Genomic DNA, 22,167 nt, shown 5'->3' with positions numbered 1-22,167 from the left:
TTGAGCACCGTGCCTGACACCAAGCAGCTGGCGCTGGCCCGGGCGGGGGTCGACCGGGCCGCCGAGCACCGGTTCGACGAGCCGTGGCTGGCCGCTCGGTGACCTGGAGGTCTTCTGATGCTCCGGCAGGCGCTGCGGTCGCCCGTCGTGCCCTGGTCGACCCTGGTGGCCGGCGGGCTGGTCTGCACCTACGTCACGGTCTTCGTGTTCACCATGGTGCACACCAGCTACGACACCTGGGGGGCGCTGCTGGTGCTGCCCGCCCTGATGGCGATAGGGACCCCGATCCTGGCCCGGGTGGCCGCGAACAACCCGCAGCCCAGGGTGTTCCGGCTGCTGATGCTGGCCATGGCCCTCAAGCTGCTCTGCGCGTTCCCCCGCTACCTGATGGCCTTCGTGCTCTACGGCGGCGCGGCGGACGCCAAGATGTACCACCAGAAGGGCAGCGAGCTCGCCTACTTCCTGGACACCGCGGACTTCTCGGCCGGCATCCACTACGACCTGGGCATGAAGGTGGCCGGCACCGGTTTCATCATCATCGTCACCGGCGTGGTGTACGCGATCACCGGCCCGTCCCTGGTCGGCGGCTTCCTGGTCTTCTCCTGGCTGGGCTTCTGGGGGCTGCTGCTGTTCTGGCGGGCGCTGCAGATCGCCTTCCCGGAGGCGGACACCCGGCGCTACGCCAAGCTGGTCTTCTTCCTGCCCTCGCTGCTGTTCTGGCCGTCCAGCATCGGCAAGGACGCCTGGATGATGTTCTGCCTGGGCCTGACCACCTACGGGGTGGCCAAGCTGCTGAGCCGTCAGTTCGGCGCCTTCGTCTTCATCGGGCTGGGCTCGCTGGGCACCGCGATGGTCCGTCCGCACGTCACCGTGCTGGCCGGCGCCGGGCTCACCGTGGCGTACGTGCTGCGCAAGCGGCCCAAGGAGGTCAGCGCGCTGGGCCCGCTGCGGATGGTGGTCACCGTGGCGGTGCTGGGCGCCATGGTGATGCTGATGCTGCAACAGGTGAACACCTTCTTCGGGACCTCCGGGCAGGGCGGCGGCGACGCCGTCAACCAGGTGCTCTCGGAGACCTCGAGACGCACCTCGCAGGGCAACTCGATGATCAACGCGCCGGCTCCGGAGGACGCCGCACCGGCCTTCAGCCTCAATCCGGCCGGTCTGCCGATGGCCGTGGTGAGCGTGCTGTTCCGCCCGTTCCCGTTCGAGGCCTCCAACATCCAGAGCCTGTTCCAGTCGGTGGAGTGCTTCGCGCTGCTGGTGATGTTCATCCGCGGCTGGCCGCGGATGCGCCAGCTCCCCCGGCTGTTCCTGAAACGCTCGTACATCGCGTACGCGCTGGTCTACACCCTGCTGTTCTGCTGGGCCTTCTCCACCATCAACAACCTGGGCATCCTCTCCCGCGAACGGGTCCAGGTGCTCCCGCTGGTGCTGGTGCTGCTCGCCGTCCCGCTGCCGGAGACCGACCGGGCGGCGCCGCGCCGCCGGGCCCGGGCTCCGGTCTGGCGGGTGCAGCCCGGCCAGTGGGGCACCGTGCCCGTCGCCGCCCCGGCCCGTTCCGAAGCCGCGCCACCACCTCGACCCTGGGGGGATCGAACCGACCATGACCACCACTGACACCGCAGCGCCCGCCTTCCTCGGCGGCACTCCCGCCTTCCCCGACGGCCTGCCGCTGACCCGCGTCCAGGTGCCGGACCGCGAGGGCCTGCTGGCCCGGCTCGGCACGGTGCTGGACAGCGGCATGCTGACCAACGGCCGCACCGTGGCCGAGCTGGAGGAGCGGGCCGCCGAACTCCTGGAGGTGCCGCACGTGGTGGCGGTCTCCAACTGCACGGCCGGCCTGATGCTGGTGCTCCAGGCCGCCGGGGTGGGCGGCGGCCGTCCGGTGCTGATGCCGGGCTTCACCTTCTCGGCCACCGCGCACGCCGCGCACTGGGCGGGCGGCACCCCGCTGTTCGCCGAGGCCCGCGAGCAGGACATCACCCTGGACCCGGCGGACGCCGAGGCCCGGCTGAAGGCGGCGGACGACCCGGCCGCCCTGATGGCCACCCACGTCTACGGCACCCCCTGCCAGACCGAGGAGATCCAGCGGATCGCCGACGCGGCCGGGCTGCCGGTGGTCTACGACGCCGCGCACGGCTTCGGCTCCAAGCGCAAGGGCGTCCCGGTGGGCAACTTCGGCCTGGCCGAGGTGTTCTCGATGAGCCCGACCAAGGTCGCGGTCGCGGGTGAGGGCGGCCTGGTGGCCACCCGGGACGCGGCGCTGGCCAAGACCCTGCGCACCGGCCGGGACTACGGCAACCCCGGTGACTACAACACGCTCTTCCCCGGTCTGAACGCCCGGATGAGCGAGCTGCACGCGGCCGTCGGCCTGACCTGGGTCGCCGGACTGCCCGAGCGGGTGGCCCACCGGGGCGCGCTGGTGGCCGAGTTCGCCCGGGCCACGGCCGGCCTGCCGGGCCTGCGGCTGGCGCTGCCGGAGGAGGGCGACGTCTCCACGTTCAAGGACCTCACCATGATCCTGGACGCCGAGGCCTTCGGTCTGACCGCCCTGCAGCTGGCCGCCGCGCTCAAGGCCGAGGGCATCGACACCCGGCGCTACTTCCACCCGCCGGTGCAGCGCCAGCAGTCCTACGCCCACCTCGGGCAGGCGGACGCGCTGCCGGTCACCGACCGGCTGGCCGACTCGGTGCTGACCGTCCCGCTCTGGACCCACATGGACGCCGCCACCGTGCGCCGCACCGCCGAGGCGGTGGCCCGGATCCAGCCGTATGCGGAGCGCCTGCGCGCCGCCGGGATCTGACCTCCGGTCAGCCCGCCCGTCCACCCGCCCGGGGCCGCCACGGCCCCGGGCGGGTGTGTTTTCGGGCCTCGCACACCGGTGCCCCGGTTACGCGGATCAGGTGAACTGGCTTGGACCACACGGGGGTTGAAGGGTCACAATGGCCAATCGGGCCCGCCGTGCACGGCGCGTGCGCCCCCTCTCCCCCTTCAACGATTTGGAGTTCCCGGTGTTCAAGGGATTCCGCAGCTTCCTGCTGCGCGGAAACGTGGTGGACCTCGCGGTCGGCATCGTGATCGGCGCGGCCTTCACCGCCGTGGTCACCGGCTTCGTCACCGCCTTCCTCACCCCGCTGATCGGCGTCGCCACCGGCGCGGTCGGCGACTACAGCAAGCGCACCTTCGAGGTCGGCGGCACCAGCTTCCCCTACGGCGGCTTCCTGAACGCGCTGATCGGCTTCGTCCTGGTCAGCGCGGTGATCTACTTCGCCGTGGTGGTCCCGGTCGGCAAGCTCCAGCAGCGCTTCGAGCCGGTCAAGGACGTGCCGGTGCCCAAGGCCGACTGCCCGGACTGCCTGAGCTCCATCCCGGCCGCCGCGGTGCGCTGCGCGCACTGCACCTCCGAGCTGGCCGGCCGCCCCGGCTTCCCGATCCAGGCACTCTCCACCCGCTGACGGGGGCTCACGCCACCAGACACGCGCCCCCCGGTTCACCGGGGGGCGCGTGCTGTCGGTCGGCCACGGAGTGTTCGCCCCTCGTTCGACGCTCCGTCAGCTCCCGGAGGTGGCCGGAAAGCGGCGTCGAAATGTCCGATCATCACACTTTCGAGCGAGTTGTTCCGGAGAAGAGTACGTAAACACTGGAACTCCTACGCCTCTCACTCTCCTCAGCAGGCACATTGTGGGCTTACGGTATGCCCCATGACCTCGCCCCGCTCCTACGACGGAGTCGGCTACCCCTCTCCGTCCTTCAGCTCCGGCACGCCCATCTACGACAGCCTGGTCGCAGAGCGCGGTGTCCCGCAGATCGCCCCCATCAATGTGCCGGCCGCCCTGCCGCCGGCCTCGTCGAGCTACGGCTACGGAACCAACTACGGCTCCACGTACGGGAGTACGGGCTTCGACAGCCCGGGCGGCAACCTCCCCGCGCTGCCCCCGGCCCGGCTGGCCCTGGGCCCCGGCCCGAGCAGCAGCGGCCCGGCCACCCAGTACATCCCGGCCCAGCCGACCCCTGCGGTCTACACCTCTCCGCAGCCCCAGGTGCCGGGTTACGGCCAGACCGGACAGCTGCCGCAGCAGCGCCCGGCCGGCGGTCCCAGCCCGGCCTTCCAGCAGTACCAGCCGCAGGGCTACGCGACGGCTCCCCAGATGGCCAATCAGGGGGCGTACGCCGGAGCACCGCAGGGCTTCGCCGGGGCCGCCTCGGTCCCGCAGGGCTTCCCGGACCAGAGCTTCGGCGGCAACCAGTTCCGCCCGGCCGCCCCGGTCCGCCCGGTGGCGCAGCAGCCCCAGTACCCGCAGTCCGGCTACCAGGGGAACGCCTACTGAGCCGTACCGCTCCACCTGCGTCCACGATCCGGGGGGATCGGGACCGAGCAGGGCACGACGGTCGTCCCGAGGGGCCGCCCGGACCACACCGGTCCAGGCGGCCCCTCGGCGTATGCGCGGAGCGCCACCCGCGGAAGCGCCCCGCAGGGGCGCGAGGAACTGCGCGAGTCCGGAAGGCGGAGCGGCGTGAGATCGGGGCATGCGAGCCAGTTGCACGTGTTGCCGTTCCCCAGCGCGCAGTTCCCCGCGCCCCTGCGGGGCGCTCCCGCGCCCAAGGGCGCCGCCGAGCTCTGGCAGGATGGGCGCATGCCTCAGCTGACGGGTCTGCACATCTATCCGATCAAGTCCACGTACCGGCTCAGCCCGGAGAGCGCCCAGGTCGAGCCCTGGGGCCTGACCGGGGACCGTCGGTGGATGCTGGTGGACGAGGGCGGCAAGGCCGTGACCCAGCGGGACGAGCCGACGCTCGGTCAGTTCCGCGCCCTGCCCTCCCCCGACGGCTCGCTGACCGTGACCGCGCCGGACGGCGAGCGGATCGAGATCGCCGCCCCCGCGGGCGAGCCCTCCGTCAAGGCCGAGGTGTTCGGCACCTTCTTCACCACCGCGCTGGCCGCCGAGGAGGCCAACGCCTGGTTCGCCGGGTACTTCCCCGGCGTGCGCCTGGTGCACCTGGACGACCCGCTGGCCCGCCCGGTGAAGCCGGAGCACGCGGGCCCGGGCGACACCGTGACGATGGCCGACGGCTTCCCGCTGCTGCTCACCACCACCGGCTCGCTGGCGGAGCTGAACGCCCGGATCGCCGAGGACCACCCGGAGGACGAGCGCAAGGCGGCCCCGATGCCGATGGAGCGCTTCCGCCCCAACCTGGTGGTGGACGTGGACGAGCCCTGGGCCGAGGACGACTGGCTGCGGGTGCGGGTCGGCGAGGTGACCTTCCGGGTGGCCAAGCCCTGCGGCCGCTGCGTGGTGACCACCACCGACCAGGAGACCGGCGAGCGCCGGGGCCCCGAGCCGCTGCGGGCGCTGGGCCGCCACCACCAGCTGGGCCAGAAGCTGGTCTTCGGCCAGAACCTGATCCCGGAGCGGCCGGAGGGCTTCACCGGCCTGATCGGCACCCTGCACCTGGGCGACCGGTTCACCGTCCTGGAGCGTCGCTGACCACCCGCGCGCAGCGGGCGGAACCCGTGCCGCGCCCGGTCGTTGTACCGGTCGTGGCGGTCCGGCGTCTCCCGGTGCGGCAAGCACGGCAAGCTCCGATACAGACAGCCCGTTGACAGAGGTGGGGATGGCGGATCGTCATGGCTGAGCACAGGGTCCGGGTCACCCAGGACAGCGCCTCGCGCTGGCGGCGCCGGGCCGGCGAGTACCAGACGCTGGCCGAGGCGGTGGCGGCCGCCGAGCCGGGTGACACGCTGACCGTCCGGGCCGGGACGTTCCGGGAGAACGTCGTGCTGGACAAGGCCGTCACCCTGCGCCCGGCGGACGGGCCCGGCACCGTCCGGCTCGACCCGCCCGCCGGGGTGCCGCTCACCCTGGCCGCCGACGCGGTGGTGCAGGGCCTGGTGATCGAGGGCTCGGAGCGCGCGGCCCCGGCCGTGCTGGTCCACGGACCGGGCGTGGCGGCCGAGTTGACCGGCTGCCGGGTGGAGGCCACGGCGGACTCCGGGGTGGAGCTGACCGACGGGGCCGCGCTGACCCTGCGCGGCTGCACCGTGCTCAACCCGGCCGGGCTGGGCGTGCGGCTGCGCGCCGGGGCCGCGCTGGTGGCCGAGTCCACCGAGCTGGCCGGCTCGGCCCAGGTCGGGCTCGCGGTGCTGGACGGATCCACCGCCCGGCTGGAGAACTGCCGGGTGCACCACGCCGGAGGGGCCGGGGTGCTGATCACCGGGGTGGGGAGCAGCGTCGAGCTGACGGGCTGTGAGGTCTACGAGATCAAGGGCAGCGGCGTGCTGGCGGAGAAGCAGGCCGTCGGCCGGCTCTCCGACTGCACCGTGCACCGGGTCTCGGACAACGGGCTGACCCTGGACAGCGGCGCCGAGCTGACCCTGACCGGCTGCCGCCTGTACGAGCTGGCCGAGAACGGCGCCGACCTGCGCGGCCGGGCCAGGCTGACCCTGGAGCACGCCACCGTCCGGGAGTTCGGCCGCGGCGCGCTGGCGGTCTGGGACCCGGGCACCGAGGTCAGCGCGCTCTCCTGCGAGCTGCACTCCAGCACCGGCGACTACCCTGCGGTCTGGGTCAGCGACGGCGCCCGGGCCACCCTCACCGACTGCTCGGTGCACGACGTGCCCGGCGCGCTCTCGGTGCTCGACCGGGACTCGCTGGTGACGGCCAAGGACTGCTCGTTCAGCGCGGTGCGCAGCTCGGCCGTCTCGGTCAGCGGCGGCGCCACCGTCCAGCTGGCGGACTGCCGGGTGCAGCAGGCGGCGACCGGGCTCTGGTTCCGCGACCACGGCAGCGGCGGGCGGCTGACGGGCTGTGAGGTCTCCGAGGTCGGGACGGGGGTGATCGTCACCACCGGCGCCGATCCGGAGCTGTACGAGTGCACGGTGCGGGGCAGCGCCGAGGCGGCCGTCTACGTCTCGGCACAGGGCCGGGGCAGCTTCACCGACTGCCGGGTCTCCCAGGGACAGGGCTTCGGCTTCCACGTGATCGACGGCTGCCGCACGGTGCTGACCCGCTGCCGGGCGGAGCAGAACGCGCGGGCCGGGTTCGAGTTCTCCGAGCCGGGGCCGGTGACGGAGAACTGCGTCTCGGACGACGTGGCCCCGCCGAACAGCCCGGCGGCCCAGCCCCTCGCGCCCGCCGCACCGGCCGTCCCGGCCCCGCGGACGGTCCAACTCACCACCGCCGCCGCCCCGGTGACGGCCTCGATCGCGCCGATCCCGGACTGCCGGCCGGCCGACGAGGCGCTCGCCGAACTGGACGCGCTGATCGGCCTGGCCACCGTGAAGCAGGAGGTGCGCACCCTGATCGACCTGATCTCGGTCGGCCGCCGCCGCCAGCAGGCCGGGCTGAAGGCACCCTCGCTGCGGCGGCACCTGGTCTTCACCGGCTCCCCCGGCACCGGCAAGACCACGGTGGCCCGGCTGTACGGGGAGATCCTGGCCGCGCTCGGGGTGCTCCAGCAGGGCCACCTGGTGGAGGTGGCCCGGGTGGACCTGGTCGGCGAGCACATCGGCTCCACCGCGATCCGCACCCAGGCGGCCTTCGACCGGGCCCGGGGCGGGGTGCTCTTCATCGACGAGGCCTACGCGCTGGCCCCCGAGGACGGTGCCCGGGACTTCGGGCGCGAGGCGATCGACACCCTGGTCAAGCTGATGGAGGACCACCGGGACGAGGTGGTGGTGATCGTGGCCGGCTACACCACCGAGATGGAGCGCTTCCTCTCCGCCAACCCCGGCGTCTCCTCCCGCTTCTCCCGCACCGTCACCTTCCCCGACTACTCGGCCGGGGAGCTGCTGGAGATCGCCCGGGCGCAGTCGGTGGAGCACGAGTACGCGCTGACCGAGGCCGCCGAACGGGCCCTGCTGGACCACTTCTCCCGGCTGGAGCGGGGGCCGGGATTCGGCAACGGCCGGACGGCGCGGCAGGTGTTCGAGACCATGGTGGAGCGGCACGCGATGCGGGTCGCCCAGCTGGCCGACCCGACCACGGAGGAGCTCCAGCTGCTCGTCCCCGAGGACCTGCCGGGTGTGACGATCTGACAGGATGTCGCCAAGGACCGACCCGGAGGGCTGACAGATGGCCGACACCAGCAACCTGCTGGCCGAGCAGCGCCGCGCGCTGATCCTCGACGAGGTGCGGCGGCGCGGCGGCGTCCGGGTCAACGAGCTGACGCAGCGCCTGGGCGTCTCCGACATGACGATCCGTCGGGACCTCGACGCGCTGGCCCGGGCCGGGGCGGTGGAGAAGGTGCACGGCGGGGCGGTGGCGGCCGGCGCGGCCCTGGCGCACGAGCCCGGCTTCGAGGCCAAGTCGGTGCTGGAGCCCTCCGCCAAGGAGCAGATCGCCCGGGCCGCGGCCGCCCTGGTCACCCCGGGCAGCGCGGTCGCGCTCTCCGGCGGCACCACCACCTATGCGCTGGCCCAGCAGCTGGTGGAGGTGGAGCACCTGACGGTGGTCACCAACTCGGTGCCGGTCTCCGAGGTCTTCGAGCGGGCCCGGCGGGCCGGCACCGGGGCGGGCACCACGGTGGTGCTCACCGGCGGGGTCCGCACCCCGTCCGACGCCCTGGTCGGCCCGGTGGCCGACCGGGCCGTCCGCGAGCTCCGCTTCGACCTGCTCTTCCTGGGCGCCCACGGCCTGGACGCGGAGGCCGGCCTGACCACCCCCAACCTGGCCGAGGCCGAGACCAACCGCGCCCTGATCGCCTCCGCCCGCCGCACCGTCGTGGTCGCCGACCACACCAAGTGGGGCGTGGTCGGCCTCTCTGCGATCGCCCCCCTGACGGCCGTGGACACCTGGGTCACCGACGCCGCACTGCCGTCCGCCGAGGCGACGGTGGCCCGGGAGTCGATCCGCGAGCTGCTGCTCGCCTGAGCCCCGCCCTGCGGGCGGCTCCCCCGCGCGTCCTCCGGTCCCGCTCCCCGACGTGGCCCGAGGCGCCGTCAGGCGGAGGCGCCCTTGTTGCCCGTCTCCGTCTTGTAGACCGTCATGCCCCGGGCCAGGTAGTTCCGCAGGGCGTTCGGGTGGTCCTTGGTGCAGGTGTCCAGGACGACCCGGGTGGTGTTCTCCCGGGTGGCCCAGGCGGTGCGCAGCGCGAGCGTCAGGGCGGCGGCGCCGAGCCCCTGACCGACGTGCTCCGGGAGCAGGCCGAAGGCGCCGATCTCGACCGAGCCGTCCGGGTGGGGTTCGGTCTCCACGGTGCCCACCGCCTCGCCGTCCCTAGTGATCGTCCAGAACCGCCGGCCCGGCCGCTCCGCCAGCGACCGCCGCCACTGCTCCTCGGTGCGCCGCGCACTGCTCCAGCCGTACGGGCCGCCGATCCGCTCCCGGGCCTCCCGGTTCTCGGCCGAGGCGCCGTCGACCTCCCGCACCGCGAGCCCCGCCACCTCGGCGCCCGGCCGCAGCGCGTCGAGCGAGGCCAGCTCCAGGTAGGTCACGATCTTGGCGCCGTCGGCCAGTGCGATCTCGAACTGCGGCCCGTCCTCGTCCTCCCGGACGAGCTCGAAGCCGGCCTTGCGCAGCACGTTCTGCGAGGCGTGGTTGTCCGGGTCGGTGTCGGCCCGCAGGGTGACCACCCCTTGGGCGCGGCAGTGTTCGACGATCGCCCGGACGGCCTCGGTGGCGTAGCCCAGGCCCCGGGCGGACTCGGCCAGGCCGTAGCCGATCATCACCGAGCCGGCGGCGTCCGGGTCGCCGTGGAAGCCGATGCCGCCGAGGGCGGCGCCGTCCTCGCGGCGGCGGATCTCGTAGTTGCCGAAGGGGTGCGGGGTGGTGCCGTCCTGACAGCGGTTCAGGAAGTTGCGGGTGGCGCGCTGCTCACCGGGGCCGGGGTAGCCGTCCGTCCAGTGGTCGCCGTCGCCGGGCTCGCCCGCCTCCACCCGGGCGGCGGACTCCGGGGTGAAGGCGTGCAGGAGGAGGCGTTCGGTCCGAAGGTCGTTCATACCGCCTGCCTACCAGCGGAGTCCGTCCGCCCACCACCGGTTTTCGCTCAGCCGAGCGGGCCCTCGTCCTTGAGGAAGAGCTCCAGCTGCTCCTGGTGCGGGGCGATGTCGATGCCCTGGCCGTACAGCCAGTCGTCGGAGTAGTACTTGTCGAGGTAGCGGTCGCCGGGGTCGCAGATCAGGGTGACGACGCTGCCGTGCTGCCCGGCGGCGCGCATCTCGGCGACGATCCGCAGGGCGCTCCACAGCCCGGTGCCGGTGGAGGCGCCCGCCTTCTTGCCGAGCACCCGCTCCAGCACCCGGATCGCGGCGATCGAGGCGGCGTCGGGGACCTTCATCATCCGGTCGACGGCGCCGGGCACGAAGCTGGGCTCCATCCGGGGGCGGCCGATGCCCTCGATCCGGGAGCCGGTGTCGCAGGTGGCCCCGGGGTCGTGGTCGACCCAGCCCTGGAAGAAGCAGGAGTTCTCCGGGTCGGCCACGCAGATGCGGGTGTCGGCCTGGGTGTAGTGGACGTAGCGGGCCAGGGTGGCGGAGGTGCCGCCGGTGCCGGCCGTGGCGACGATCCAGGCCGGCTCGGGGTGGGGCTCCAGCCGGAGCTGGGCGAAGATCGACTCGGCGATGTTGTTGTTGCCGCGCCAGTCGGTGGCCCGCTCGGCGTAGGTGAACTGGTCCATGTAGTGGCCGCCGGTCCGCTCGGCCAGCTCGGCGGCCGCCTCGTAGACCTCGCAGGCGCTGTCCACCAGGTGGCACTCGCCGCCCTGGAACTCGATCAGGTCGATCTTGGCCTGGCTGGTGCTCTTGGCCATCACCGCGATGAACGGCACCCCGATCAGCCCGGCGAAGTACGCCTCGGAGACGGCGGTGGAGCCGCTGGAGGCCTCGATCACCGGACGGCCGGGGCGGATCCAGCCGTTGCAGAGCGCGTAGAGGAAGAGCGAGCGGGCGAGGCGGTGCTTGAGGCTGCCGGTCGGGTGGGTGGACTCGTCCTTCAGGTAGAGGTCGATCCCCCAGTCCAACGGGAGCGGGAAGCGCAGCAGGTGGGTGTCGGCCGAGCGGTTGGCGTCGGCCTGCACCTTGCGGACGGCCTCCTTCAGCCAGGCCCGGTACTCCGGGTCGGTGCGGTCCACGTCCAGGGTCTCGATGGCCATCGCGCTGCGCTCCTCGGTGTGACAACTCCCTTGCCTGCCACCGAGTGTAGTGGATGACTACGATAAGTAATCTTATGGGTGGGTCCAGCTTCCGCTTCTCGCACCCGCGTGCGGACGCGGCTGTGCCGCGACCCGTCCCCCTCGACGGATCGCGGCACAGCCTGTCTTCGGTTGGATCAGATGCGGCCCCACAGGGCGGGGACGTTCGGCGGCTCCCAGCCGACCTGGGCCGTGTGGCCCTGGATGCAGCGGTAGCTGACGCCGTTGTAGGTCACCACGTCACCGGCGGCGTAGGTGGCGCCCGCCGCCCAGGTGCCGGAGGAGGTCCCACTGACCGTCAGGCTGTAGGTGGCGGTGCGGCTGACCGAGCCGGCCGCGGTCACCGTGATGCTGTAGGTGCCCGGGGTGGTGGAGGAGCCGACCGCGACCGTCATGGTCGAGGAGGAGCCGGTCTGCACCGAGGAGGGGCTGAACGAGACCGTGGTGCCGGCCGGGGCGCCCGAGGCGGAGAGGCTCACCGTCTGGGCCGGGTTGCCGCTGACCGAGACCGTCGAGGTCACCGAGTTGCCCGCGGTGGCGGTGCCACTGGCCGGGCTGAGGGTGACGTTCAGGGTCGGGTCCGGGTTGGTGGTGCCGCCGACCGAGGTCTTCCAGATGGTGTAGGCGACGCCGTCCGCCGAGCGGTCCAGCACGGTGGCGCTGATGTTGGCGGTGGTGTCGCAGGAGGAGTGGTAGCAGGAGTCGTACGCCCGACCCGCGGTGCCGCCCCACTTGGTGGCCTGCGCCGAGGTCTTGGTGGCGCTGGCGCCGGCCGCGTAGCCCGAGGTCGGGATGCCGGCCTGCTGGAAGGAGTAGTCGTCCGAGCGGCCCTGGCCCTCGACGTTCTCCTCCGGCTGGAGGTTCAGCGAGTCCCAGTAGGCCTTCATCGGGGCCGAGGTGGCCGAGTTGATGTTGTTGATGAAGTAGCCGCCGTTGGTGGAGCCCACCATGTCGAAGTTGTAGTAGCCCTTGATCGCGGCGCGGGCCGACGAGCTCAGCTGTCCGACGTAGTGGTTGGAGCCCTGCAGGCCCTGCTCCTCACCGGCCCACCAGGCGAAGCGCACGTGCCGGGTGAGGTTCTGCGGGTTGGCCTGGGCGAGCGCCAGCGCGTTCTCCAGCAGGGTGGCCGAGCCGGAGCCGTTGTCGTTGATGCCGGGGCCGGCCGCGACCGAGTCCAGGTGCGCGCCGAGCATGGTGACCTGGTCGGCGGGGCCGCCCGGCCAGTCGGCGATCAGGTTGTTGGAGGTGTAGGTGCAGGAGGTGCAGGTCTGCTCGGAGACGGTGTAGCCCGCCGCCTGCAGCTTGGCCTTCACGTACGCCACCGAGGCGGTGTAACCGGCGCTGCCCGCACGGCGGTTGCCGCCGTTCTGGGAGGCGATGGTGTTCAGCTGGGTCAGGTGCGCCTGCACGTTGGCCACGCTGATGTTGGGGATCTGCGGGTCCGGGTTGCCGCCGCCGTTGACCGTCAGCTGGTACTGCGCGGTGTGGGTCGCGGTGCCGGTGCCGGTCACCGTGACGGTGCCGCTGACCGCCGAGCTGGAGGCGGTGACGGTCATGGTCGAGGACGAACCCGACTGCACGGAGGACGGGCTGAAGGAGACCGAGACGCCGGCCGGGGCGGAGGCGGTCAGGTTGACCGTCTGGGCGCTGCCGGAGGTGGTCTGGGTGCCCACCGTGGCGGTCACCGAGGAACCCTTGTCCACCGAGCCGCTGGTCGGGTTCAGCGTCACCGAGAAGTCGCTGCCCGGCTGGGAGGTGCAGGTGACCTCACCGGTCTGGGCCGGGACGCTGACGGCGTCCCAGGCGGCCTTGGCCCGGTTGTAGAAGTTGCAGGTCGGGTCCAGCGTCTTCGCGGCGGACAGGGTCGCCACGCGGTACTTCTTGTAGGTCATGCTGCTGGTCTTGAGCAGCATGCCGCCGTAGAAGACCTTGCCGGCGTTCTGGATGCCGATGCCGGTCACCGAACTGCTGTTGCAGGTGGGGCTGTTGGGCTTGCCGCCGCCCGGGGCGCTGCCCTCGGCCAGCAGGTAGAACCAGTGGTTCAGCGGGCCCGCCGCCGCGTGCTCCTCGGTGTTGGGGATGGAGGAGGAGTAGCAGTTGGGGTTGTTGCTCACCTGCGAGGGGTTGTACATGTTCCGGATCGGCCCGGAGCCGACCAGGTTGATCATCTCGCCGACCAGGTAGTCGGGGGCGTCGTACGGGGCGCTCTGGTTGGCGTACGCCTCGGTGAGCGCGCCCATGATGTCGCCGGTCGCCTCACCCAGGCCGGCCTCGTTGCTGGCCGCGCCGCCGGGGGTGAACTGGTCGAGGCCGTGGCCGAACTCGTGGCCCACCACGTCGATCGAGGCGATCCACTCATTGGCGTTGTTGTGGCCGATCGAGACCGAGGAGCCGTCCCAGTAGGCGTTGACGTCGTTGAGGCCGACCTTGACCGGCCAGCTGCCGCCGTTGCCGTTGTGCCCGTTGCGACCGAGCCAGTCGCGGAGCATGTCCCATTCCTTCTGCGCCGCGAAGAACACGTCGGCGCAGCCGGTCTCCTTGCTGGTGGAGCTGCCGTTGCCCCAGGTGTCGCTGGACTTGGAGAAGACCTGGCCGGTGGAGTAGTCGGCACAGCTCAGGCCGGGGCGGCTGGGGTCGCGCAGCGAGTAGGTGCTGCCCGAGGCGGTGGTGGTGATGGTCGGCGAGGGGCCGTTCCACTTGCTGTTCGCGGTACCGGCCTTGACGTCGTCGTAGGAGTCGATGACCGCGCCCGTACGGGCGTCGACGAAGACGTGCAGGCGGCTCGGGGCGGTCTGGGTGCGGCCGTTGACCACCGTCTCCCAGGCCAGCGTGGAGACGCCGTCCTTGACCTTGACCACCAGACGGCCGGCCTCGACGCCGGAGACGGAGGCCAGCTTGGCGCGGGAGGTGGCCTCGGCGGCGGCTGCGGTGACCTCGGCCTTGGTCGAGACGCCGATCGCACCGGACTTGGCGTTCTGGCTGCCGTGCACCCGGCCCTGGGCGTCGGCCAGCACGACGGCGTCGCCGCCGACCACCGGCAGGCCCTTGTAGGTGCGCTGGTAGGCGACGGAGTACAGACCGTTGATCCACGGGGTCACCGAGGAGCGCTGGTACGTCTCGTCCGGGCCCTTGGCCAGGGCGTCGAGACCGGCCGTGGCGGCCTGGTCCGCGGCGGCGACGGCGGTGTTCAGTGCGACGAGTGCGGACTGCGCGGACTGCGCTCCCGACGGCACCGGCTGTGGGGCGGCTCCGGCCTGCCCGGCCGCGGTGGCGGCGAGCATCCCGGCCAGGACGGTCAGGGTGGTGCCCGCCGTCAGCAACTTTCGTTTCATCGAGGCTCCTCGAACGTGGGGGTCCTCGACCACGGACGGCGTGCCAAAGGCGCGCCGGGGAGGCCATGTTGGGGCATGGCCATGGGGACGTCCGTGCTCGGGTGCCGGAACACTCACACGTCGTCAGAACGCGGTCAACGGTTGCGGACCGCCCTCGGTGCGGTTGGCAAACTCTGTCAAGCTGCGGGTTCCGCCCAGAGGTCTCGACCACCGGAGGAAGGCAGAGGTCGAGACCACGTTCGTGAAGAGGTTGAGACCATCCGATGTACGCGGCGGGCTGCGGAGGAGTACCGTCCTCGATACGCGCACGGACCCGGGGGGAGAACTGCCAGTGCACCGCAGCCGCGCCGCAGCAAGGCCCCTTGACGCAGCGTCAGCCCTCCCCGCCGACAGCCCGCCCCCGGTCTCCGCGGCCGGCGCCTGGCAGGCCTTCGGCGCCCGCCTGCGGCACTGGCGCCGCCAGGCCGGGCTGACCCAGGCCCAGCTGGCCACCGCGATCGGCTACGACCACACCGCGATCAGCCGCCTGGAGCACGGCACCCGCCGGGCGAATGCCCGACTGGCCCAGCAGTTCGACGAACTCCTGCACACCGGCGGCGAGTTGACCGAGGCCTTCGGCAGGGCCGAGTGCAGCGAACAGCCCGGCCCCGGCCTGCCCCCGGCTCTGGTCCGCCCGCCCCTCCCCCGCGAGGCCCTCGGCGCCCCGGCCCTGCTCCGCAGCGGCACCCGACGACGCGAGGCCGGTGGCAGCACCCAGGGGCGCGAGGAACTGCGCGCAGCGGAAGGCCACAGCCCACTCGCCGGGCTCGGAGGGCCAGTTGCAGGTGATCACCCGCACCCGCTCCTGGCCGCCACCTTCCCCACCGGCCCCGCCCCCGCCCGCCTCCCCGACTACGGCCTGCTCTGCCCGCTGCACGGCGCCGCCGGCTGCACCGTCCCGACCGAGCCCCAACTCTCCGCCCTGCACGCCGAGTTCTGCGCCGACCCGGCAGGCCGCACCGGCCTCGACCCGGACACCGCCCACGCCCTGGCCGGCCTGCTCGCCGCCCACCTCAAGGCCGGAGAGCGGGCCGCCCGCCCCGAGGTGGCCGCCGCCGTCGAACGCACCCTGCGCGCCGTGCTGGACCGCCTGGCCGTCACCCCCGCCGGTCGCCGCCGCCCACTCGTCCGCCTGGCCGCCGAGTACGCCCACGCCGCCGGCGCGATGCGGATGCAGCACGGCCGCTACGCCACCGCGATGGCCTGCTTCGACCGGGCACTCACCTGGTCCGAACTCGCCGACGACCCGGCCACCCAGGTCGCCGCGCTGAGCGACATGAGCACCCTGGCCCGCCTCGACGGCGACGCCGCCACCGCCCTGGGCTACGCCCGGGAGATCACCCGGGCCGCGCCCGGGCGGCACTGGGCCGCCGCGATGGGCCAGGTCGGGCAGGCCCGCGCGTACGCCCTGGCCGGGGACGTCCGGGCCACCGTCCGGCACATAGGCCGGGCCCGGCTGCACCTGGACCACATCGGCGCCCACGACGAGACGGACGCGCCCTGGCTCTCGATCGCCTCCATGCAACTGCGGGTGGAGTCCGGCGCGGCGGCCGCCCTGCGCGACGTGGCCGCCGCCGTCCAGGACCCGCTGCTCGCGCTGCGCGCGGTGGACGCCGCCCAGCACGCCCTGGACCTGCTGGGCGCCGCCCAACTCCCGTCCACCCGGCTGCTGTTCACCGTCCGGATCGCCGACTGCCACTACTGCGCGCACGACCCGCAGACCGCCGTCTCGCTGCTCGCCCCGGCCCTGGAGGCGGCCGGCCCGGAGCGCCCGAGCCTGCCCGCCCTGGTCGGCCACGAGCTGCGCGGCCTGCGCGACCGGATCGCCGACCGGCCCGAACTGGCCGACACCGCCCGCCGCCTGGCCGACCTGGCGGGCTGACCCTCAGGCCGTCAGGGCCTCGCCCTGCCCGGCCGGCTCCGCGCACGCCTCCGCGAGCACGTCCAGCGAGACGCCCAGCGCGTGCGCCAACGCCGCCACCGTGAAGAACGCCGGGGTCGGCGCCCGGCCGGTCTCGATCTTGCGCAGCGTCTCCGCCGACACTCCGGCCGCCGCCGCGACCTCGACCATGCTGCGCTCACCGCGGGCCTCCCGGAGCAGGGATCCGAAGCGCTCGCCGCGGGCCCGCTCCTGCGGGCTGAGGGGGACTCTCACCATGACCGTGATACTAATACCGGTATAAGTATTGGGTCCAGTCGACCCACCGTCCCGGGGAGAGGTACGTCCACATGGTCGAGATCAAGACCGATGCCGCACTGGAGCTGATGCGCGAGGCCGGACGGGTGGTGGCCAACGCGCTGGCCGCCGTCCAGGCCGCCGCCGCGCCCGGCGTCAGCCTGCTGGAACTCGACGAGGCGGCCCGCACCGTGCTCGACGCGGCCGGGGCCCGCTCCCCCTTCCTCGGCTACCGCCCGGCCTTCGCCCCCACCCCCTTCCCCGCCGTGATCTGCGCCTCCGTCAACGACGCCCTGGTGCACGGCATCCCGACCGCCTACCGGCTGCGCGACGGCGACCTGGTCTCCATCGACTGCGGCGCCGAACTCGACGGCTGGAACGGCGACGCCGCCGTCAGCTTCACCGTCGGCACCCCGCGCCCCGCCGACCTCGCCCTGATCGAGACCACCCGCCGCGCTCTGGAGGCCGGCATCGCCGCCGCCACCGTCGGCCACCGCCTCGGCGACGTCTCGCACGCCATCGGCACCGTCGCCCGCGAGGGCGGCTACGGCATGCCCACCGACTTCGGCGGCCACGGCATCGGCCGCCGGATGCACGAGGACCCCCACCTCCCCAACCGCGGCCGCCCCGGCCGGGGCCTCCCGCTGCGCCACGGCCTGGTCCTCGCGATCGAGCCCATGCTGATGGCCGGCGGCCGCGACACCCACCGCACCGACCCCGACGGCTGGACCCTGCGCACCACCGACGGCACCCGCGCCGCCCACATCGAACACACCGTCGCGATCACCGAGGACGGCCCGCGCGTCCTCACCCTGCCCTGAGGGTGCGTCAGCCCCTCCTGACCGACCGGCTACCGCACGACACGGCACTCGACCGCGTCCCGGACGGGGCAGAAGGCGAACGGCTGGTGCCGGCCCCCCGAGAACTCGCCCGTGAACCGGGCCACGGCGAAGGTGACAACCCGTCCGCCGCCCAGCTGCACCGTCCGCGACCGCGCCGGCCAGTACCTGCCGCTCTCGTCGCCCTTGAGCGCGACACCGCCGTCGACCCCGAGGAACGCCGTGAGGTAGGCGGCCCCGTTCTCCTCGAAGGCGAAGAGGTGCGGACGCCCTGCGGCCAGTTCGCGGATCGGCGTGAACAGCGAGGTCTCCTCCAGCCTGCCGTCCCGGCGGCGGACCAGCGCCGCCGCGCAGACGTACACGTCGTCGGCCAGCCACACCGCGTACGCGTACCCATGGCCGTCCGAGTCGAGCACCACCATGTTCGACAGCGAGGGGCGCGGGCACCCGGAGGGTCCACCGTCCTCCAGCTCGTCGAGGATCCAGAGGTCCTCCTGCCCCGCGTGCTCGCGCAGCACCACGCGGTTGCGCGTCGGCGAGGGGGAGGGGGTCGGCGAGGGCGGCCAGACGACAGGACGCCGGGTGGCGGACGGCAGGCCCGGCCCGTCCGGCGCCTCCGCTGCCGTGAACCCGCAACCGCTCGCCGCCAGCAGTGCCAGCGCCCCGAGCCCCGTCATCGCGCGACGCACCGCACGCCTGGTGTCCATCGTGTCCCCCCGGACCGTCTCCGACAATCCAGCGATCTTGTCACAGCACCCAGCTGACCACCGAGAGGGTGGCCATCGAGGTCAGGGTGGACCAGAGGACCGCGTCGCGGGCCAGGACCTTGCCGACGCCGTACTCGCGGGCGTAGGTGTAGACGTTCTGCGCGGTCGGGAGGGCGGAGAACAGGGCCACGGTGCGGAGTTGGCCGGCCGGGAGGTGGAGCAGCCAGTGGCCCACCGCGTAGGCGGCGAGTGGCTGGAGGACGGTCTTGAGGGTGACCAGCACGCCGAGCTCGGCGGGTGGGGTGCGGCCCTCGGCCGGGGGGCGGCCGTGCAGCGAGAGGCCGAGGGCGACCAGGGCGGTCGGGACACCCGCGCCGCCCAACAGCTCGCAGCTGCGGGCCAGTTCGACGGGCAGGTGCCAGTGCAGGGCGGAGACCGCGGCGCCCAGGCCGGCGGCCAGCAGGATGGGGTTGCGCAGCGGGAGGGCGAGCAGGTCGCGGACCCGGCGGCCGGACCGCCCGCCCTCGGCGTCCAGCAGGGTGAGCGCCACCGGGGTGACCACCAGCACCTGGAGCAGCACCACCGGCGCGACGAAGGTCGCGTCGCCGAGCACCTGGAGCGCCACCGGGATGCCGAGGTTGGCGGAGTTGACGTACCCGGCGGCCATCCCGCCGACCGTCCGCTCGCCCCGGCCGCGGCCGAACACCACCCCCGCCAGCACCGCGCCGAGTCCCATCATCAGGGCCGTCCCGGCGGCGAAGGCCAGCACCGAGGAGTTGGCGAAGCGCTCCAGCGGGGTGCGGGCGATCATCGTGAACAGGGCCGCCGGCATGGCGACGTGGAACACGAACCGTCCGAGCACCGTCTCGGCGTGCGGCCCCAGCAGCCCGCGCCGGGCGACCAGGTAGCCGACCCCGGTGAGGGCCCAGATCGGGGCGAACGCGGAGAACAGCACGGGACCTCGCTGGTCGGGGTGGCCGGAGCGGTACGCGCGCAGTCAACCAGCCGCCCCGACGCCCCCGACCGGCGGGGTCCCGCCAGGGGCTACTCCGCGTCCGGAATCCGGACCGCCGCGCCCGTGACCCGGATCCGGGCGTCGTCCGCGCTCAGGCCGACCCGGAGCAGACCGGGGCGGCCGAGGTCGTAGCCCTGGTGGAGCGTCAGCTCGGCGTCCGGGGCGGCCTCGCCGACCTCCCGCAGGTACGCGCCGAAGGCGGCGGCCGCCGCGCCGGTGGCCGGGTCCTCGACCACGCCGCCGACCGGGAACGGGTCCCGGACGTGGAAGACGGTCTTGGACTCGCGCCAGACCAGCTGGAGGGTGACCAGCTCACGCTCCGTCATGAAGCGGGCCAGGCCGTCGAAGTCGTAGTCCAGCGCGGCCAGCCGCTCCCGGGTGGTCACCGCGAGCACCAGGTGCCGGGCCCCGGCGTAGCCGATCCGCGGCGGCAGCGCCGCGTCCAGGTCGCCGCGGGCCCAACCGAGCAGGGCGAGGGCCTCGTCGACCTCTTCGTCCGTCACCGGCAGCACGTGCGGCTCGACGCTGGTGAGCGTCGCCACCAGCCCGTCCGGCCCTTCGGTCACCGAGACCGGCACCTCGCCGGCGCCGGTGTGCAGCAGCAGCTCGCCGGGGCCGATCCGCTCGGCCAGCGCGACCGCCGTGGCCACGGTGGCGTGGCCGCAGAACGGGACCTCCATCAGCGGGCTGAAGTACCGCACCCGGTACTCCCGCTCGCCCTCGCCGCGGAGCAGGAAGGCGGTCTCCGAGTAGCCGAGCTCGGCGGCGATGCCCAGCTGGGTGGCGTCGTCCAGCCCGGTGGCGTCCAGCACCACGCCGGCCGGGTTCCCCCCGGTCGGGTCGGTGGTGAACGCGCTGTATCGGAGCACCTCGGGTGCGGTTTCGGTCATGCCCGTCCGAACGCCCGGCACCGCACCCCTGTTCCCGCGCCCGGACCGGAAATCACAACTGTTGCGCCACCCGGGCGATCTGACGCCTGACCGGCCCGCCCGGGGGAATCGTTCGTGCACCGCGCCCCGTCCCGGGCCCGGCCCGCGCACGCCAGAGGAGAACCATGCAGTTCCGCCGGACCGTCGTCGCCGCCCTCGGCGCCCTCACCCTCCTGATCGCCGTCCCGACCTCGGCCCACGGCGCCACCGGGGAGTTCCTCTACAAGGTCCACCAAGGGCTCCCCAGCGGCCTGACCGACCCCACGAGCGGCGTCTGCATCAACGCCCCCGGTGCCACCGAGGACGAAGCCGCCTACTCGCCGCAGAACTTCACCACCTCCACCGCCACGGTGTTCCTCGAGCTCGACTGCGACGGGGACACCTACTTCACCATGGCGCCCGGCAAGAAGCTCGGCAAGCGCCTCCACTTCCGCTCGGTGGTCTTCTCCTAGTCATCCCGACCACCGGCCCCGGGCAGGGTGCGCCCGGGGCCGGTCACCCCCGCGTAACCGGAACGCCCCGACCCGGCACCGGGCCGAGATCCACCGGCAAAGCCCCCGTCATGACGGCGGGTCAGGCTGGAGCCACTCCACACGGACTCCCCGGACTCCCCGGAAGGGAACCCCGCCATGAGCGACCTCACCCTGCTCGCCGCCGCCCTCACCGACCTCTACGTCGGCAGCCCCGCCCGCGACACCGGCTCCGGCGCCCCGGCCCGCGTCCCCGGCCACGAGGCCGACCGCCTGGCCGCCCTGCCCCGCAACGAGCGGCGCTTCCGCCGCACCCCGCGCCGCTCCGTCTTCCGCCGCGCCTGACCGTCCGCGCCCGGCACCCGCCGTTCGGCGGTGTTCCGCGGGCGCACCGACGCTGGCAGGATCACCCCGGGGGCGTGCGAGAGCCGCGCGGCCACCCACCCGGGGGTTTGCCGCGATGGATACCGAACCAGACACCGAACCAGACACCGAACCAGCACCCGAACGACCCGCCGAGCACAGCGCCGACCGGCTCCGCACCGAGCTGCTCGCCGTCGCCGCCGTCCTGGCCACCGGGCCGCCGCCGCTGACGGTCCGTGAGTGGACCGACACCCAGGAACTGCACGACCAGCCGGTCGGACAGCGGTACTTCGCCCTGGTCGCGGTCGAACGCGGGCTCGGCACCGAGCAGTTCGATGACGTGACCACCGCCTTCACCGCGGCGGGCTGGAAGGCCCACCGCTGGACCGGCCACACCGAGGGCACCGCCTGGGCCAGCGCCAAGCGGGACGGCATCGAGGTGACGGCCCATCAGGGCCGCGGCACGGGCGTGATCACCCTCTCCGCCCACACCCCGGTGGTCTTCGTCGCCGGCCGGGAGGGCCTGCGCCAGCCGCTGCACACCCTGAGCACCGGCACCGGCCTGCTCTGCTCCGACTGCCAGGGCTGGGGCATCTGCCTGATCTGCGAGGGCACCGGCCGCCACCACACCCCAGGACGGATGACCTACGGCCGCTGCCAGTGCTGGGGCGGCCAGGCCGGACCGGGCCGCTGCGTCGACTGCGCGGGCCAGGGCCGGACCGAGCCACCCGTCCCGCCGCCGTGGAGGCGCCAGGAGCGCGCCCCCGCCGACCCCCCGGCAGCGGTCGAGGCGGTCCCCGCCTCCGCCCTCGACGCCCTGGCCGAGGCCGCCGGACGGCCCTGCCCCTGCGGCAGCCTCTCCTGCCACTGGCAACTCGCCCGCACCCGGACCGAGTTGCGCGTCTCCGCCCCCTGCCAGTCCTGCGCCCGTCCTCGCAGCTACACCTTCCCGCTCCCCGCCGCCGCCCGCTGACGGCGCCGCCCCTGCCGCACCTCCAGCACCAGCCACAGGACGGCCACCAGCAGCACTCCGGCGGCCAGCACGGTCCACCCGACCGCCCCGCCCTCGCCCTGCGCCCGAACGGCGGTGATCAGGAGCAGCGCCCCGCACACCACCCCGACAACCGCCACCACCATGTTCGCCCGGTAGATCATCCGACCATCATCGAC

At 73.4% G+C, this 22,167-nt stretch carries 20 protein-coding genes; 12 read left to right on the top strand and 8 right to left on the bottom strand.

The window, feature by feature from the left end; all coding sequences use genetic code 11:
- The first annotated feature begins 117 nt into the window (after window positions 1-117).
- From ACWEPF_RS31515 to ACWEPF_RS31485, 7 genes are all read left to right on the top strand, one after another.
- A complete protein-coding gene (locus ACWEPF_RS31515; RefSeq protein ID WP_345289530.1) occupies window positions 118-1,617 on the top strand; it encodes a hypothetical protein in 1,500 nt (499 codons plus the stop codon).
- Window positions 1,604-2,803: a DegT/DnrJ/EryC1/StrS family aminotransferase gene (locus tag ACWEPF_RS31510; RefSeq protein WP_345289528.1), complete on the top strand. Its 1,200-nt coding sequence runs from the start codon at window positions 1,604-1,606 to the stop codon at window positions 2,801-2,803. The genes ACWEPF_RS31515 and ACWEPF_RS31510 overlap by 14 nt, the downstream gene beginning before the upstream one ends.
- 208 nt (window positions 2,804-3,011) lie before the next feature.
- Window positions 3,012-3,455 (top strand): large conductance mechanosensitive channel protein MscL, encoded by a 444-nt coding sequence (gene mscL, locus ACWEPF_RS31505; RefSeq protein WP_452175240.1) that lies wholly within the window; start codon window positions 3,012-3,014, stop codon window positions 3,453-3,455.
- Between the two features lie 246 nt (window positions 3,456-3,701).
- Entirely contained in the window at window positions 3,702-4,328 is a 627-nt protein-coding gene (locus tag ACWEPF_RS31500) for a DUF6643 family protein (RefSeq protein WP_345289526.1), read from the top strand.
- Between the two features lie 306 nt (window positions 4,329-4,634).
- Entirely contained in the window at window positions 4,635-5,486 is an 852-nt protein-coding gene (locus ACWEPF_RS31495) for an MOSC domain-containing protein (protein WP_452175239.1), read from the top strand.
- Window positions 5,487-5,626: 140 nt separating this feature from the next.
- Window positions 5,627-8,035 carry a right-handed parallel beta-helix repeat-containing protein gene (locus tag ACWEPF_RS31490; RefSeq protein WP_452175238.1) on the top strand — a complete coding sequence of 803 codons (2,409 nt, stop codon included), beginning with the start codon at window positions 5,627-5,629 and terminating at the stop codon, window positions 8,033-8,035.
- Between the two features lie 37 nt (window positions 8,036-8,072).
- Window positions 8,073-8,870, top strand: a complete 798-nt coding sequence (locus tag ACWEPF_RS31485) for a DeoR/GlpR family DNA-binding transcription regulator (RefSeq protein ID WP_452175237.1) — start codon at window positions 8,073-8,075, stop codon at window positions 8,868-8,870.
- A gap of 68 nt (window positions 8,871-8,938) precedes the next feature.
- On the opposite strand, the gene ACWEPF_RS31480 is transcribed toward ACWEPF_RS31485, so the two are convergent.
- The 3 genes from ACWEPF_RS31480 to ACWEPF_RS31470 all read right to left on the bottom strand — a co-directional run bounded on the left by ACWEPF_RS31480 (window position 8,939) and on the right by ACWEPF_RS31470 (window position 14,459).
- Window positions 8,939-9,937: a GNAT family N-acetyltransferase gene (locus ACWEPF_RS31480; protein ID WP_452175236.1), complete on the bottom strand. Its 999-nt coding sequence runs from the start codon at window positions 9,935-9,937 to the stop codon at window positions 8,939-8,941.
- A 47-nt stretch (window positions 9,938-9,984) separates the two neighbouring features.
- Window positions 9,985-11,088: a PLP-dependent cysteine synthase family protein gene (locus ACWEPF_RS31475; protein WP_452175235.1), complete on the bottom strand. Its 1,104-nt coding sequence runs from the start codon at window positions 11,086-11,088 to the stop codon at window positions 9,985-9,987.
- A gap of 176 nt (window positions 11,089-11,264) precedes the next feature.
- On the bottom strand, window positions 11,265-14,459 hold the full coding sequence (locus tag ACWEPF_RS31470; RefSeq protein ID WP_452175234.1) for a M28 family peptidase: 3,195 nt from the start codon (window positions 14,457-14,459) through the stop codon (window positions 11,265-11,267).
- Between the two features lie 331 nt (window positions 14,460-14,790).
- On the opposite strand from ACWEPF_RS31470, the gene ACWEPF_RS31465 reads away from it, so the two are divergent.
- Entirely contained in the window at window positions 14,791-16,380 is a 1,590-nt protein-coding gene (locus ACWEPF_RS31465; RefSeq protein WP_452175233.1) for a helix-turn-helix domain-containing protein, read from the top strand.
- Window positions 16,381-16,383: 3 nt separating this feature from the next.
- On the opposite strand, the gene ACWEPF_RS31460 is transcribed toward ACWEPF_RS31465, so the two are convergent.
- Complete coding sequence (locus ACWEPF_RS31460; RefSeq protein WP_452175232.1) at window positions 16,384-16,656, bottom strand: helix-turn-helix domain-containing protein; 273 nt, start codon at window positions 16,654-16,656, stop codon at window positions 16,384-16,386.
- Between the two features lie 71 nt (window positions 16,657-16,727).
- Between ACWEPF_RS31460 and map the strand changes: the two genes are divergently transcribed.
- Complete coding sequence (gene map / locus ACWEPF_RS31455; protein ID WP_452175231.1) at window positions 16,728-17,495, top strand: type I methionyl aminopeptidase; 768 nt, start codon at window positions 16,728-16,730, stop codon at window positions 17,493-17,495.
- 29 nt (window positions 17,496-17,524) lie between these two features.
- On the opposite strand, the gene ACWEPF_RS31450 is transcribed toward map, so the two are convergent.
- The 3 genes from ACWEPF_RS31450 to ACWEPF_RS31440 form a co-directional block, all read right to left on the bottom strand.
- On the bottom strand, window positions 17,525-18,220 hold the full coding sequence (locus tag ACWEPF_RS31450) for a hypothetical protein (protein WP_452175230.1): 696 nt from the start codon (window positions 18,218-18,220) through the stop codon (window positions 17,525-17,527).
- Window positions 18,221-18,260: 40 nt separating this feature from the next.
- Window positions 18,261-19,175 carry an AEC family transporter gene (locus ACWEPF_RS31445; protein ID WP_452175229.1) on the bottom strand — a complete coding sequence of 305 codons (915 nt, stop codon included), beginning with the start codon at window positions 19,173-19,175 and terminating at the stop codon, window positions 18,261-18,263.
- Window positions 19,176-19,264: 89 nt separating this feature from the next.
- Complete coding sequence (locus tag ACWEPF_RS31440) at window positions 19,265-20,125, bottom strand: PhzF family phenazine biosynthesis protein (protein WP_452175228.1); 861 nt, start codon at window positions 20,123-20,125, stop codon at window positions 19,265-19,267.
- Window positions 20,126-20,289: 164 nt separating this feature from the next.
- Between ACWEPF_RS31440 and ACWEPF_RS31435 the strand changes: the two genes are divergently transcribed.
- From ACWEPF_RS31435 to ACWEPF_RS31425, 3 genes are all read left to right on the top strand, one after another.
- The gene (locus ACWEPF_RS31435; RefSeq protein WP_452175227.1) at window positions 20,290-20,616 is read left to right on the top strand and encodes a hypothetical protein; all 327 of its coding nucleotides are present in this window, start codon (window positions 20,290-20,292) and stop codon (window positions 20,614-20,616) included.
- A 177-nt stretch (window positions 20,617-20,793) separates the two neighbouring features.
- The gene (locus ACWEPF_RS31430) at window positions 20,794-20,979 is read left to right on the top strand and encodes a hypothetical protein (protein WP_452175226.1); all 186 of its coding nucleotides are present in this window, start codon (window positions 20,794-20,796) and stop codon (window positions 20,977-20,979) included.
- A 115-nt stretch (window positions 20,980-21,094) separates the two neighbouring features.
- Window positions 21,095-21,970 (top strand): hypothetical protein, encoded by an 876-nt coding sequence (locus ACWEPF_RS31425; protein ID WP_452175225.1) that lies wholly within the window; start codon window positions 21,095-21,097, stop codon window positions 21,968-21,970.
- On the opposite strand, the gene ACWEPF_RS31420 is transcribed toward ACWEPF_RS31425, so the two are convergent.
- Window positions 21,937-22,152, bottom strand: coding sequence for a hypothetical protein (locus tag ACWEPF_RS31420; RefSeq protein ID WP_452175224.1), 216 nt, complete (start codon window positions 22,150-22,152; stop codon window positions 21,937-21,939). The genes ACWEPF_RS31425 and ACWEPF_RS31420 overlap by 34 nt on opposite strands.
- Window positions 22,153-22,167: the final 15 nt, after the last annotated feature.

This window comes from Kitasatospora sp. NPDC004289 (assembly GCF_053602875.1).
Note: the sequence above shows the minus strand (reverse complement) of the source record. Positions and strands in the feature narration are given on the sequence as shown.

Excerpts from the sequence above, each read along its gene's own strand:
- ACWEPF_RS31480 (WP_452175236.1), bottom strand. The coding sequence starts at position 9,937 with ATGAACGACCTTCGGACCGAACGCCTCCTCCTGCACGCCTTCACCCCG.
- map (WP_452175231.1), top strand. The coding sequence starts at position 16,728 with ATGGTCGAGATCAAGACCGATGCCGCACTGGAGCTGATGCGCGAGGCC.
- ACWEPF_RS31450 (WP_452175230.1), bottom strand. The coding sequence starts at position 18,220 with ATGGACACCAGGCGTGCGGTGCGTCGCGCGATGACGGGGCTCGGGGCG.
- ACWEPF_RS31460 (WP_452175232.1), bottom strand. The coding sequence starts at position 16,656 with ATGGTGAGAGTCCCCCTCAGCCCGCAGGAGCGGGCCCGCGGCGAGCGC.
- ACWEPF_RS31430 (WP_452175226.1), top strand. The coding sequence starts at position 20,794 with ATGAGCGACCTCACCCTGCTCGCCGCCGCCCTCACCGACCTCTACGTC.
- ACWEPF_RS31435 (WP_452175227.1), top strand. The coding sequence starts at position 20,290 with ATGCAGTTCCGCCGGACCGTCGTCGCCGCCCTCGGCGCCCTCACCCTC.
- ACWEPF_RS31515 (WP_345289530.1), top strand. The coding sequence starts at position 118 with ATGCTCCGGCAGGCGCTGCGGTCGCCCGTCGTGCCCTGGTCGACCCTG.
- ACWEPF_RS31510 (WP_345289528.1), top strand. The coding sequence starts at position 1,604 with ATGACCACCACTGACACCGCAGCGCCCGCCTTCCTCGGCGGCACTCCC.
- ACWEPF_RS31490 (WP_452175238.1), top strand. The coding sequence starts at position 5,627 with ATGGCTGAGCACAGGGTCCGGGTCACCCAGGACAGCGCCTCGCGCTGG.
- ACWEPF_RS31420 (WP_452175224.1), bottom strand. The coding sequence starts at position 22,152 with ATGATCTACCGGGCGAACATGGTGGTGGCGGTTGTCGGGGTGGTGTGC.
- ACWEPF_RS31425 (WP_452175225.1), top strand. The coding sequence starts at position 21,095 with ATGGATACCGAACCAGACACCGAACCAGACACCGAACCAGCACCCGAA.
- ACWEPF_RS31475 (WP_452175235.1), bottom strand. The coding sequence starts at position 11,088 with ATGGCCATCGAGACCCTGGACGTGGACCGCACCGACCCGGAGTACCGG.
- ACWEPF_RS31440 (WP_452175228.1), bottom strand. The coding sequence starts at position 20,125 with ATGACCGAAACCGCACCCGAGGTGCTCCGATACAGCGCGTTCACCACC.
- ACWEPF_RS31495 (WP_452175239.1), top strand. The coding sequence starts at position 4,635 with ATGCCTCAGCTGACGGGTCTGCACATCTATCCGATCAAGTCCACGTAC.
- ACWEPF_RS31470 (WP_452175234.1), bottom strand. The coding sequence starts at position 14,459 with ATGAAACGAAAGTTGCTGACGGCGGGCACCACCCTGACCGTCCTGGCC.
- ACWEPF_RS31500 (WP_345289526.1), top strand. The coding sequence starts at position 3,702 with ATGACCTCGCCCCGCTCCTACGACGGAGTCGGCTACCCCTCTCCGTCC.
- ACWEPF_RS31485 (WP_452175237.1), top strand. The coding sequence starts at position 8,073 with ATGGCCGACACCAGCAACCTGCTGGCCGAGCAGCGCCGCGCGCTGATC.